The 12,436-nt window shown below is 51.4% G+C and carries 13 protein-coding genes; 10 read left to right on the top strand and 3 right to left on the bottom strand.

All coding sequences use genetic code 11. The features are described 5' to 3' along the window. The 3 genes from PKH29_11365 to PKH29_11355 form a co-directional block, all read left to right on the top strand. A partial coding sequence (locus tag PKH29_11365; protein HNX15434.1) for a GntR family transcriptional regulator occupies positions 1-416 on the top strand: 416 nt, incomplete at its 5' end. Continuing rightward, a complete protein-coding gene (locus PKH29_11360) occupies positions 413-1,267 on the top strand; it encodes an ABC transporter ATP-binding protein (GenBank protein ID HNX15433.1) in 855 nt (284 codons plus the stop codon). The genes PKH29_11365 and PKH29_11360, both read left to right, overlap by 4 nt. An 8-nt stretch (positions 1,268-1,275) precedes the next feature. Beyond that, on the top strand, positions 1,276-1,932 hold the full coding sequence (locus PKH29_11355; protein ID HNX15432.1) for an ABC-2 transporter permease: 657 nt from the start codon (positions 1,276-1,278) through the stop codon (positions 1,930-1,932). Positions 1,933-2,006: 74 nt separating this feature from the next. On the opposite strand, the gene PKH29_11350 is transcribed toward PKH29_11355, so the two are convergent. After that, positions 2,007-2,720, bottom strand: coding sequence for an ATP-binding protein (locus PKH29_11350; GenBank protein ID HNX15431.1), 714 nt, complete (start codon positions 2,718-2,720; stop codon positions 2,007-2,009). A gap of 169 nt (positions 2,721-2,889) precedes the next feature. Between PKH29_11350 and PKH29_11345 the strand changes: the two genes are divergently transcribed. Then, positions 2,890-3,606 carry a hypothetical protein gene (locus PKH29_11345; protein HNX15430.1) on the top strand — a complete coding sequence of 239 codons (717 nt, stop codon included), beginning with the start codon at positions 2,890-2,892 and terminating at the stop codon, positions 3,604-3,606. Between the two features lie 158 nt (positions 3,607-3,764). Here the strand turns inward: PKH29_11345 and ppdK are convergent, their stop codons facing one another. Continuing rightward, positions 3,765-6,398 carry a pyruvate, phosphate dikinase gene (gene ppdK / locus PKH29_11340; protein HNX15429.1) on the bottom strand — a complete coding sequence of 878 codons (2,634 nt, stop codon included), beginning with the start codon at positions 6,396-6,398 and terminating at the stop codon, positions 3,765-3,767. A gap of 432 nt (positions 6,399-6,830) precedes the next feature. Here ppdK and PKH29_11335 point away from each other — a divergent pair, with 432 nt between their 5' ends. Both PKH29_11335 and PKH29_11330 read left to right on the top strand, forming a co-directional pair. After that, complete coding sequence (locus PKH29_11335; protein ID HNX15428.1) at positions 6,831-7,148, top strand: PadR family transcriptional regulator; 318 nt, start codon at positions 6,831-6,833, stop codon at positions 7,146-7,148. Between the two features lie 244 nt (positions 7,149-7,392). Continuing rightward, a complete protein-coding gene (locus PKH29_11330; protein HNX15427.1) occupies positions 7,393-7,650 on the top strand; it encodes a hypothetical protein in 258 nt (85 codons plus the stop codon). A gap of 180 nt (positions 7,651-7,830) precedes the next feature. Here PKH29_11330 and PKH29_11325 read toward each other — a convergent pair whose 3' ends face one another. Beyond that, positions 7,831-8,412 carry a methyltransferase gene (locus tag PKH29_11325; GenBank protein HNX15426.1) on the bottom strand — a complete coding sequence of 194 codons (582 nt, stop codon included), beginning with the start codon at positions 8,410-8,412 and terminating at the stop codon, positions 7,831-7,833. Positions 8,413-8,608: 196 nt separating this feature from the next. Here PKH29_11325 and PKH29_11320 point away from each other — a divergent pair, with 196 nt between their 5' ends. The 4 genes from PKH29_11320 to PKH29_11305 form a co-directional block, all read left to right on the top strand. After that, a complete protein-coding gene (locus PKH29_11320) occupies positions 8,609-9,304 on the top strand; it encodes a JAB domain-containing protein (GenBank protein HNX15425.1) in 696 nt (231 codons plus the stop codon). Position 9,305: 1 nt separating this feature from the next. Continuing rightward, entirely contained in the window at positions 9,306-9,917 is a 612-nt protein-coding gene (locus tag PKH29_11315) for a JAB domain-containing protein (protein HNX15424.1), read from the top strand. Beyond that, entirely contained in the window at positions 9,907-11,898 is a 1,992-nt protein-coding gene (uvrB, locus tag PKH29_11310) for an excinuclease ABC subunit UvrB (protein ID HNX15423.1), read from the top strand. The genes PKH29_11315 and uvrB overlap by 11 nt, the downstream gene beginning before the upstream one ends. A 301-nt stretch (positions 11,899-12,199) precedes the next feature. Then, a partial coding sequence (locus PKH29_11305) for a hypothetical protein (protein ID HNX15422.1) occupies positions 12,200-12,436 on the top strand: 237 nt, incomplete at its 3' end.

Below are 12,436 nucleotides of genomic sequence, written 5' to 3'. Positions count from 1 at the left end.
TAAATATCTATAAAACCTGTGAAAGGGTGATTGTATTGATGCGGATCGTGCTGGCTTATCAATCTGGCGTACCGATCTACGAGCAAATCAAGGAACAGATCAAGGCCTCGGTCTTATCGGGCGAACTGCCCGAAAACGAGCTGCTGCCGTCGATCCGGCAGTTTGCGCGCGATTTAAAAGTCAGCGTGATCACCACCACGCGGGCTTATAACGATTTGGAACTTGAGGGCTACATTCAAACCGTGCCGGGAAAGGGCTGCTATGTCAAGCGGATTAACGGCGATTTGATTAAAGCAAAGCATCTGGCGGAGACGAAAACCGCGATGGCAACTGCCGTCCGACAGGGCAAACTGGCGGGGCTGACAACGGCGGATTTACATCATCTATTGGATGAGACGGAGGGAACGATAAAATGAACAACGCGATTGAAATAAAGAATCTGTCAAAGAGATATAAGAATTTTTTGCTGGACGGCATCAGTTTTTCGGTGCCGAGCGGGTATATCTGCGGGTTTATCGGTCAAAACGGTGCAGGAAAAACTACGACAATGAAACTGATGCTGAATATGGCCTTAAAAGACAGCGGAGAAATTGAAGTGTTGGGTAAATCCGGCGACGATGAATCGTTGAAAGAGGAACTCGGGGTACTGTTTGACCAGCCGTATTTTCAAGAGGACTGGAATCCCATCGATATCGAAAGAGCCGTGAAGCCCTTTTATCGGCAGTGGGACAGCAAGGCTTATCACCAATACCTTGCAAAATTTTCGCTTGACCCCAAACAAAAGTTTAAGGCGATGTCACGCGGGATGAAAATGAAACTCGGCATGGCGGTCACCTTATCCCATGACGCAAAACTGCTGCTGCTCGACGAGCCGACTTCCGGGCTGGATCCCGTGATGCGAGACGAGATGCTGGACGTTTTTCGGGATTATTTGGTTGAGGAGGACCGAACCATCTTCTTTTCCACCCATATCACAAGCGATCTTGAGAAGATTGCCGACTACATTATCTACATTCAAGACGGACGTATTGTGTACAGCGGATTGAAAGACGAGCTGACCGAAAAATATTGCCTGATCAGAGGCGGCGAAGGAGATTTGCCGCAGGATAAACGAAAGAGCATGATCGGTCTTCGGGAACATACCGCCGGTTTTGAGGGCATGATCGAAGTGACCGAAACGGGCGGATTTCCGCCGGAGGTTGTAATTGAAACGGTGACGTTAGAAGATATTATGGTTCATATGAGCAGAAACGGAGAGACATTATGATTCGAAAAATGATCGCCCTCGATTGGAGGGCAATGAAAGTATACCAAATCCGATTCCCGATATTGCCGGTTTTCGTGTTTGTTTTCGGCTGGTTATATACGCCGCTGTTAGTGATTCCGCTATGCGTGATTTTTTGCCTGAGTTTTTCAATTAACCCTTTTGCCGTAGAAGAAAAAGGGGAGTTGAATAAGCTGTATCTGACTTTACCCGTAAAACGGAAAGAAGTCGTCGCGGGTCGGTTCGCGTTATCATTAATTTTGCTGTTTTGCGGAATGGTCATGGGCATCGCCATCCTGCCCCTCGTCAACCTCGTGGCGTTGTCAAAATGGTATTTGTCGTTGGAATGGTATTTGACCATTATGGCACTGAGTGTTCTGCTGTATGCCGTTTTTAATTTATTCATGTTTCCCGTACTTTTCCGGCTCGGATATCAAAAGGGAAAGTTTTGGGGTTTCTATCTGCCCATAGGGTTTTTCGGAATTATGTTTGGGGGATTTTCCGGGATTTCGATGCTTCCGGGGAATGAGCGGCTGGCCCTCAATTTTTTGGAGTATGCTTCAAAGAATCTGTTGTTCATCAGCGGGGGAATGGTTGCTTTGGGGGCCGGTCTGTTAGTGCTCTCCTATGCGATCTCTGTGAAAGTATATTCCAAACGCGATTTCTGAGATGAATTCGCCCCGATAGGGCACGGCGGCAAAGTTTGCCGCCGTGTTGGTTTTATAGTAATATTTTCAAGTGTTTACCACCCGCAGATATGGCCGCGGCGCATGGCGCCGAGAATACGCTCTTGCGCCTGCGGGAAACGTGTTTTCGCCAATTCCGTTAAAAACGATTTCATCTGCTTGCGCTGACCTTCGTGGTCGTGCGGGCATTTATTTTTCATCACCGGAATTCCGAGCCGCTTGACCGCAGAGGCGACTTCCCATTCGCGCATCCACGAAAGCGGGCGAATGACCGTGATGTCTTTTCGCGACAGATAAGTCACCGGGCTGTAGCAGCCGATGCGGCCTTCGATGAAAACATTCATCATAAAAGTTTCGGCGGCATCATCCGCATGGTGGCCGAGGGCAATTTTGTTGCAGCCGAGTTCTTTTGCAAAATCATGCAGCGCGCCGCGCCGCATTTTGGCGCAGAGCGAGCAGGGGTTTTCCTCTTTTCGAACATCGAAAACAATCTGCCCGATGTCGGTGCGCTTGATATGAAAGGGCACGCCGATTGAATCGCAATACGTTTGAATTCCTGTGCAGTCGGTGTCGGTTCCGTCAAAACGCAGGTCAATCAGGACAGCGACAACATCATATTTAACAGGGTAAAAACGGCGCAGTTCGTTCAGGGCGGTCAGGGTCAGCATGCTGTCTTTGCCGCCCGAGACGCCGACCGCGATCTTATCTCCGTCTGCGATCATATCATATTCCTGTACCGCTTTGCGGACCAAGCTCAAGACCTTTTGCATGCCCTCACCTCCCGGAAAATAATATATCACATTTTCCTGAGCGGAGCAAGGGAGGAAAATTCGGAGTACAGATACAAAAGATTTAAAATATGAAACTCTGATTTCTGAATTCTTAATTCTGAATTCGTCCGCATATTCTGATAAGAACAATGACACAGAGGGTGGGGCGGTGTTCGGGATATTAAGAGTGGCGCGCCCTGCGTTTTTAAAAGGGCAGCCCGCGCGCAGCAGCGTTGAGATCGCACAGTGCCGTGCGGGCGCGGTGCGTTATTATGAGGTTTACCTTCGGCCGGGGCGCGACGGCGAAGCGGAGTCGCTGTTGTTTGAACAAATGCGCCCGTTTATGTGCCCGCGTCCGGTCGCAGGCGGAATCCGGCTGCCCGAAATCGTCTACTTTTCGCCTGATGTTTATATCAGGGAAGTGCTGCTGAATACGGCTATGCGCTGCGCCTGCTACATCGGAGGTATGATCGGTGTGATCGAGCCTTCCGGCGACCGGTCGATGGTCATGCGGTTCGAGCGGCTTTGCGAAACAGTTCTCATAGACGCAAACAGCGGTTTTGAGGCTCTTTCCGACTGCAATATGATCATCTCTTTTTCGGGGCTCGCCGGACTCGGCGCACCGCCCGCGGAGAAAATTCAGCGTGCTGTCATTTTTACAAACGCGCCGGATTTCTTCGCCGCCGGAATGACCGTCGACCGGGTATCGCCCGCCATACCCCCTGCGCTCGCCATTCCCGCCGAAGTCGATCCAACCGACTTTATCGCCGCCTGCCATACGTTGTCAGGCATGTACGGGCTTGCAGCGCTTCCGCCGAACAAGTTGTTTTCGCGCGGGAAAGTCATTTCGTTTACAGATATTGAGCGGTTCGGAACGGCAATTTAACAGGATAAAGCTTCGAAAAGAACATTCATTTAAAATCAAGCCGTAGAAAAAAAAGCGCCCGCGGCATAAGCCACGGGCGTCGTGTTGCACATTATCGGAAGTTTACCTGTTAACTGCGAACTGTGAACTAACGCGGGCGAATCGGATTCGCCCCTACATTATCTTGGATATTTAATTTCTGCCTGCGCTGCTGCGAGACGCGCGATCGGAACGCGAAAGGGAGAGCAGGAGACGTAATTCAAGCCGGTCTTGTGGCAGAATTCGATGGAGCTCGGGTCGCCGCCGTGTTCGCCGCAGATGCCCAGCTTGATGGTCGGGCGGGTCTGTTTGCCGAGGTCAACGGCCATCTTGACCAATTTGCCGACGCCGATTTGGTCGAGCCGCGCGAACGGGTCGGATTCATAGATCTTCTTCTCATAATAGGCGCCGAGGAATTTTGCGGCGTCGTCACGGGAGAAGCCGAAGGTCATCTGGGTCAGGTCGTTGGTGCCGAAGGAGAAGAACTCGGCCTCCTTGGCGATATCGTCGGCAGTGACTGCAGCTCTCGGAATTTCGATCATGGTGCCGACCGAATATTTCATGTCGATGCCCGACGCCTTGATGAGCTTGTCCGCGATTTCAACGACAATTCTCTTGACAAACGCGAGTTCCTTGACGTCGCCGACCAGCGGGATCATGATCTCGGGGACCATCTTCCACTCGGGATGGCGTTTTTGCGTGTTCAGGGCCGCTTCGATGACGGCTCTGGTCTGCATCTCGGCGATCTCCGGATAGGAGACGGCCAGACGGCAGCCGCGGTGACCCATCATCGGGTTGAACTCGTGCAGGTCGGAAATGACTTGTTTGAGATCTGCGACGGTCAGGCCGAGTTCCTTGGCCAGCGCTTCGATATCTTTTTCTTCGGTGGGCAGGAATTCGTGCAGCGGCGGATCCAGGTAACGGATGGTGACCGGATAACCCTGCATGGCTTCATAAATGCCTTCGAAATCGCTGCGCTGCATCGGAAGGAGCTTTTCGAGCGCCTTTCTGCGCTGTTCCTCGGTCTTCGCGACAATCATCTCGCGCATCGGCATGATACGGTCGCTGTCGAAGAACATATGCTCGGTGCGGCAGAGGCCGATGCCTTCCGCGCCGAATTTGATCGCCTGAGCGGCGTCGCGCGGGGTGTCGGCATTGGTTCTGACCTTGAGCTTGCGGATGGCGTCGGCCCAGGCCATAAAGGTCTGGAAGTCGCCTGTGATCGTGGCTTCAACGGTCGGAATCGCTTCACCGTAGACATTGCCTGTGGTGCCGTCAAGAGAGATGAAGTCGCCCTCATGGTAAATCGTTTTGCCGTCAACCGTGAAGGTCTTGGCGTGTTCGTCAATCTTGATATCGCCGCAGCCCGCGACGCAGCAGGTGCCCATACCCCTCGCGACGACTGCCGCGTGGGAGGTTCTGCCGCCGCGCACGGTCAGGATGCCCTGAGAGGACGCCATGCCCTCGATATCCTCCGGAGAGGTTTCGAGACGGACGAGAACGACTTTTTTACCGGCTTTGTGCGCTTTGATCGCATCTTCGGCGGTGAAGCAAACCTGTCCGCAGGCAGCTCCCGGCGAGGCGTTGAGTCCGGCGGCGATCGGTTTGGCTTTTTTTAAAGCGGCTGCGTCAAACTGCGGATGCAAAAGCGCGTCAAGCTGTTTGGGCTCCACTTTCAAAACGGCTTCTTCTTTAGATAACATCCCCTCGGCGACGAGATCGACGGCGACTTTGAGCGCGGCGACCGCGGTGCGTTTGCCGTTTCTGGTCTGGAGCATGTAGAGTTTTCCGTTTTCGATTGTGAATTCCATGTCCTGCATATCGCGGTAGTGTTTTTCGAGGTTGTTTGCGATCTCGACGAACTGGTTGTAGACGTCGGGCATGACTTCTTTGAGCTGGTCGATGGTCTGCGGGGTGCGGATGCCCGCGACGACGTCTTCGCCCTGCGCATTCATCAAAAATTCGCCGTAGAGCTTCTTTTCGCCGGTGGCCGGGTTGCGCGTAAAGGCGACGCCGGTGCCGGAAGTGATGCCCATGTTGCCGAATACCATCGACTGGACGTTGACTGCGGTGCCCCAGGACGACGGAATATCGTTTTCCTTGCGGTAATAGATCGCGCGGGGGTTATCCCAGGAGCGGAAGACCGCTTTGACGGCTTCCATCAGCTGGACTTTGGGGTCGGTCGGGAAATCCGAACCGAGCTTTTCTTTATAATACGCCTTGAATTTGACGACGAGGTCTTTCATGTCGTCGGCGGTGAGATCGAGGTCGAGCGTGATGCCGCGCTTTTCCTTGACTTTGTCGATGATCTTTTCGAAGTCCTTCTTGGAGAGCTCCATGACGACGTCGGAGAACATCTGGATGAAGCGGCGATAGCTGTCATAGGCAAAGCGGGGATTCTGGGTCAGCGCGGAGAGCCCTTCGACGACGGTGTCGTTCAGGCCGAGGTTCAGAATCGTGTCCATCATGCCGGGCATCGAGGCGCGCGCGCCGGAGCGGACGGAGACAAGCAGCGGGTTCTTGGCGTCGCCGAGCTTTTTGCCGCAGATCTTTTCCATGGTGGCGATATTGGCATAGATATCTTTTTCGATTTCGGGGGCAATTTTCTTGCCGTCCTCATAATATTTCGTGCAGGCCTCGGTCGTAATGGTAAAACCCTGTGGTACGGGCATTCCGAGGTTTGTCATTTCGGCGAGGTTGGCGCCTTTTCCGCCCAGCAGCTCGCGCATTTTTCCGCTTCCTTCGGAAAACAAATAAATAAACTTTTGACTCATTCTTTTACCTCCATAGTTGCTGACTCTTAACGGTCGTGTAGACAACCGTATTATTATACCAGTATTTTTGCTTTTTGAAAAGAGTTTTTAGAAAAAATTGTACAAAACCGTGTAAATATGTGGCTTTACCTGCTTTTTTAAGTGATGAATTGCTCTATTTGCAATAAGCTCCGAACCCTCCGAATCTTTTTTGTCGCTATTTCAGAATTTATTAATTAAAGGTGACACCGAACATGTCGATGCCTTGATGTAAAGATTATGTAATTTCAAACAGTAACTGCGCGCAGCGCGCCGGTGAAGGATTCGATGCCGGAAGACGAATGATAAATAATAAAAAAATTTATAAACCCTATTGGCATATATCACGGCGTGATGTATGATAAATATATCACGACGAGATATACATCGGCGTGATACATGGAGGGACGCATTTTGAATTACGAAAAGATCAGGAAACGGTTTATTCCGATGAGCGAGACCATGTTCTATATTCTGCTGTCGCTTCAGGAAGAACGGCACGGCTACGGGATTATGCAGCATGTGAAAGAACTGACCCACGACAGAATCGTTCTCGGGGCAGGGACGATTTATCAGAGCTTGAGCAAGCTCGAAGAGGACGGATTGATTGTCTCCGTAAAAGAAGAAGACCGGAAAAAGCTTTATCTCATCACCGAAACCGGAAAGCGGATTCTCAAAGAGGAAGCCAACCGGATCAAAGAAATCTATCGGAACCTGGAGGGGTTGTTATGAAAACAAAAAAGGCGGTATGGTTCTCTGCTTTTAAGCGTGTGGTACCCGCCGATTATGAAAACTGGCTTGAAAAAATAGCCCTGTAGGGTTGGAATATTAATAAAATCGGGCAATGGAGCAGCATTTTTCTTGTTTTGGAGAAGACCTCTCCTAAAAAATACCGTTATGTCTATGACATTCAATCCAATCCCAAAAAGTTTATAAGGCGGCATATGAGCAATTCGGCTGGGAATGTATCGGAGTGATGGCAAGCTGCTATATGTGGCGCAAGGAGTATTCCGGCGAACGGCCTCAGGCGTTCAGTGATGCACAGAGTATCGAAGACCGAAATAAACGGGATATGCGGGCTGTCGCCGTTTCTCTTTCCATATTCACGATTGCTTTTTTGGCCACGCTGGCGGTGTTTTTAAGTAGGATCAAGTCGCTGACCGCCGGAGATATAATCAGTTTGCGGCGGGATTGTTGCTTTTGGGAGGGATCGCCCTGTGCCTTGCGTTGGTAATGCGGAACATCTATAAGAATCTCCATGAATGAGATCGAAGAAAAATAGAAAGATTGAGCAACGGCGGCATAGAAAATTCAAGCCGCCGTTGCTTTTATAAAACTGTAAACGATGTCCTTGCACTGCCTGTAAACGATCTTAATGCTCTATATACCATTTGGCCGCTCTGCGTTTATTCGCTCACTTCACGCAGCAAAACACAAAAACGCCCTTTTTCTTGTAAATCGTCTCGCAATTGCCATAGACACTTTTCAACTTAACCTCCGTGCTCTCAGCGCCGTGCTTTTTTAAGGTGACGATATAAAACTTCCCGCCGGGATTCAGATGGGCAATCGATTCCTCATACATGCGGTAGGTGACGGCTTTTCCCGCGTGGATCGGCGGATTCAATGTGATCGTATCAAAAGTGCCGGAGATATTCTCAAAACAATCCGATTTGACGGCTTGTGTGACGACGCCGTTTGCTTTCGCGTTTTTGACGGTGAGTTCGACCGCAGCGCCGTTTACGTCGGCTTGGGTCAGTTTTAACCCGCAGGCCTTGGCAAGCACAATTCCGATGACCCCGTATCCGCAGCCCAGGTCAAGCAGAGAGCCCGAGAGCGGCGGAATTGCGTTCAAAAGAATTTCGGTTGCGGAGTCGACATCATCTTTTGAAAACATCCCTGCGTCGGTCGTAAACATGAACTTACATTCTTTGAAATAATATTCCACCGTTGCAAGTTTGTGTTTTAAGTTTTTATCTTCGATAAAATAATGACTCATACAAAATGTCCTTCAATAATCGGATATCTGTTTTCGGGTTTATTATATCAAAACCGTAAATCCGAATCAACTCCGATATTTTGAAAATATTAGGTTAAACCACCTTTAAACCCTTTTCATTTCTTGTGTAATATGGTATAATACCATATTCGCGTATGATCGCGAATGTTTATATCGAAGAGAGGAGGACGGGCTCTTGCCGGATGCTGTAAAATCCCCTCACAGCGCCGTGACACACGGCGGACACCGTAAACGCCTGCGTGACCGGTTTTTACGACAGGGCGCGCACGGACTTTACGACCACGAACTGCTCGAACTCCTGCTGTTTTATGCATATAAGCGCGTCGATGTCAACCCTGCGGCGCACAAGTTGATCAAAGAGGCGGGCGGGCTTGACAAACTGATCCTTGACGCCGGAGAAAGAGTCGGCAAAACCGGAGAGCTGTTGTCGCTCTGTTCAGCGTTTACTCAGATGTATTATGAAGACAAATGCGACTGCATTCGCGGTATGCGCAACTTCAACAGTCCGTCGCTGGTGACGCAATACGCGCCCGCCGTCTGCACCGAGCCCGATCTGCTGAGGGTCATGTGCCTCGACGCCAAGATGTCCTTAAAAAACCTCGTGACCTTGAAAAACAACTTTGAGGATGCTGCCGCGTGTTTTCACGACGTCTTTTTGGCGGCGAGCACCTGCGCGGCGGCACATGTGATCATTTTATTATGCCACGGAGACGGCAATCCCTCTTTCACGCGCCCGGAGATTTCGGTAATCGGCGACTTGCGCACGCGGTTTTCGCACACCGCAGTCCGGCTTGCCGATGTGGTTTTATGCTGCGACGGCAGGGCGATTGCCGCTTCCCGGTACCCGCTTTTGTCGAAGGAGGACGCCTGATATGAATCTTCTGACCGGGACAAAAGCCGATTTTTTACGCCGATTGCTCATGATGACTTCAACGGACGAAAAAGTGTTCGATAACTTATGCGGGGCATTCGGTTTGTTTTCCTCGATTTTCGAGGCGTCGCCCGAAAAACTAATGCGTATCGAAGGTATGACCGAGGACTGCGTCGCGCTGATCACGCTTCTGCCGTCCCTTGTGCGGAGAGCGCTCATCAAACGTCATCCGCTGCCGAAAAACATCGCTGACCCGAAGCTCGGAGAACATCTCTCCGCCCGTTATTTTGCCCTGTCCGATGAAATTCTGACCGTGATTTTCGCTGATAAGAACGGTAAAATTCTTGATCTGCGCGAATACGGAGATGTCCGGAGCGGCAATGTCGGTACTCGGATTTCATCCATCGCCGACACAGCCGTGGCCGTCGGCGCAAAGCAATTGATCTGGACCCACAACCATCCCGGCGGTTTCGCGATTCCCTCAGCTGACGACAACACGGCATTATCAATGATTTTAAAAGCCTGCCGCGACCTCGGCATCACGGTCTACGACCACATCATCATTGCCGATGACGATTATATTTCCTTGAAAGAGAGTCAAAATGAAAGATAAATTCATCCTCAAATCCGATTATAAGCCCACCGGCGACCAGCCGCAGGCCATCGACCAACTTGTCAACGGGGTGCTTGCGGGCAAAAGGGAACAGTGTCTGCTCGGCGTGACCGGAAGCGGCAAGACCTTCACAATGGCAAACGTCATCGCGGCGGTCAACCGCCCCACGCTGGTGCTGGCGCATAATAAAATTTTAGCCGCGCAGCTTTGCTCGGAGTTTCGGGAGTTCTTCCCCGATAATGCGGTCGAGTTCTTTGTCTCTTACTACGATTACTATCAGCCCGAGTCCTATATCCCGTCAACCGATACTTACATCGAAAAAGATTTGGATATCAACACCGAGATTGAAAAGCTGCGCCACAGCGCGACGACTTCGCTGTTTGAGCGCCGCGACGTCATTGTGGTCTCGAGCGTTTCGTGCATCTACGGTTTAGGCGATCCTCAATTTTACGGCGAAATGGTCATTTCGCTGCGCCCGGATATGCAAATGAAACGCGACGAGCTGATCAAACATCTGGTAGCCAATCATTACGAGCGCAACGATATCGCTTTCGAGCGCAACAAGTTCCGGGTGCGCGGCGACGTAGTTGACATCTTTCCGGCGGCTTCGGGTGAGACCGGTATCCGCGTCGAATTTTTCGGCGACACGATTGAGCGGCTGACCGAGTTTCAGGCTGTGACCGGACAGCGCATTTCCACGCTGACGCACGCGGCGATTTACCCTGCGTCCCACTATCTGATATCGCCGGACGACCTTGAAGATTCGCTCGCAAAAATCGAAGCCGAGATGATCGAGCGTAAAAAATGGTTCACCGACAACGGCAAGCTGATTGAGGCCCAGCGCATCGAACAGCGGACCCGCTACGATATGGAGATGCTGCGCGAGGTCGGCTACGTCAAGGGCAGCGAGAACTATTCGCCGATTTTTGAAGGCCGAAAACCCGGCGAGCCGCCGTTTACGCTGTTTGATTACTTCCCGAAGGACTTTTTGTTCTTCGCCGACGAATCGCATATGTCGCTTCCTCAGGTGCGCGGCATGTACGCAGGCGACCGCGCACGCAAGACCAACCTGATCGATTTCGGCTTCCGGCTGCCGTCCGCTTACGACCACCGGCCTCTGACTTTCGATGAATTTTACGGCAAACTCAATCAGGCGGTCTATGTCAGCGCGACGCCGGGCCCGTTTGAACGCGAAAAATGCCCGGAAGTCGTCGAGCAGATCATCCGCCCGACCGGACTGCTCGACCCGAATATCGAAGTGAGACCGACCGAAGGCCAGATCGACGATCTGATCGCCCAGATTCACAAGACCGCCGAAAAGGGCGAGCGCACGCTGGTACTGACGATGACCAAGAAGATGGCGGAGGATTTGACCGCCTATCTGACCCGAATGGACATCCGCGTCAAATATCTGCATTTTGAGATTGACACGATTGAGCGCATGGAGCTCATCCGCGATTTCCGACTCGGCGAATTCGACGTACTGGTCGGCATCAATCTGATGCGCGAGGGCCTGGACATCCCCGAATTGTCGCTCGTTGCCATTCTCGACGCCGACAAAGAGGGCTTTTTACGCGCCGAGACGTCGTTAATCCAGATCATCGGACGCGCCGCCAGAAACACAGAGGGTAAAGTCATCATGTACGCGGACAACGTCACCCGTTCAATGGAGGCCGCGATCAACGAGACCTACCGCCGCAGAGGCATCCAAAACAAATTCAACGAGGACAACGGCATTACCCCGCAGACCATCAAAAAGGGCGTCCGCAGCATCCTCGAGATCAGCAGCACCGAGCAGGCCTACAAGCAGGCGGCGGACAAGCTGACCGAAAGGGAGCGCCGGAAGGCCGTCGACGACCTGACCGCCCAGATGAAACAAGCCGCCAAGCTCCTTGATTTCGAATATGCCGCATTGCTGCGCGATAAGATTATCGAACTGCAAAAGCAAGGTGAAGCTGAAGCGACAATCAATAAAAAGTAAACGGATTTTTAATAGTTGACATTCTGTTGTCATGTTTTATACGGATAATTATAAAGGAACAATAGTCGCACCGCCTCCACTCTCTACCTCCCTTGTTAAAGGTGAGGGGGACGTGTCGTAAGCGACACGCCCGGAGTTCGTTTACAAACTCCTTTCGCCTTGCAGCGGTGGTGGGATTCCTCCCGTAAAGTCCACCTGTGTCTGCGCTTGAAAATCACATAAACACATATAGGAGACCAACATGAGAAAGAACACCATCTTCATAAATAGGCGCACGCGCCATTGAAAACAAGGAGAAAATATGCGGAAGAATACAATATATATCAAAGGCGCGAAAGAAAATAACTTAAAAAACATCGACCTCGAAATCCCGCGCGACGAATTGATCGTCTTTACCGGTGTTTCGGGCAGCGGAAAGTCCTCACTGGCGTTTGATACGATCTACGCCGAGGGCCAGCGCCGTTATGTCGAGTCGCTGTCGTCGTATGCCCGCCAGTTTTTAGGCCAGATGGACAAGCCCGAGGTCGAACAGATCGAC

Source organism: Oscillospiraceae bacterium (genome assembly GCA_035353335.1).
In the GTDB taxonomy this organism is placed as follows: Bacteria; Bacillota; Clostridia; order Oscillospirales; family JAKOTC01; genus DAOPZJ01.
Note: the sequence above shows the minus strand (reverse complement) of the source record. Positions and strands in the feature narration are given on the sequence as shown.

What these genes read in the sequence shown, in the direction of transcription:
- PKH29_11360 (HNX15433.1), top strand. Translation starts at nt 413, where the DNA reads ATGAACAACGCGATTGAAATAAAGAATCTGTCAAAGAGATATAAGAAT.
- PKH29_11355 (HNX15432.1), top strand. Translation starts at nt 1,276, where the DNA reads ATGATCGCCCTCGATTGGAGGGCAATGAAAGTATACCAAATCCGATTC.
- PKH29_11350 (HNX15431.1), bottom strand. Translation starts at nt 2,720, where the DNA reads ATGCAAAAGGTCTTGAGCTTGGTCCGCAAAGCGGTACAGGAATATGAT.
- ppdK (HNX15429.1), bottom strand. Translation starts at nt 6,398, where the DNA reads ATGAGTCAAAAGTTTATTTATTTGTTTTCCGAAGGAAGCGGAAAAATG.
- PKH29_11330 (HNX15427.1), top strand. Translation starts at nt 7,393, where the DNA reads ATGGCAAGCTGCTATATGTGGCGCAAGGAGTATTCCGGCGAACGGCCT.
- PKH29_11325 (HNX15426.1), bottom strand. Translation starts at nt 8,412, where the DNA reads ATGAGTCATTATTTTATCGAAGATAAAAACTTAAAACACAAACTTGCA.
- PKH29_11315 (HNX15424.1), top strand. Translation starts at nt 9,306, where the DNA reads ATGAATCTTCTGACCGGGACAAAAGCCGATTTTTTACGCCGATTGCTC.
- uvrB (HNX15423.1), top strand. Translation starts at nt 9,907, where the DNA reads ATGAAAGATAAATTCATCCTCAAATCCGATTATAAGCCCACCGGCGAC.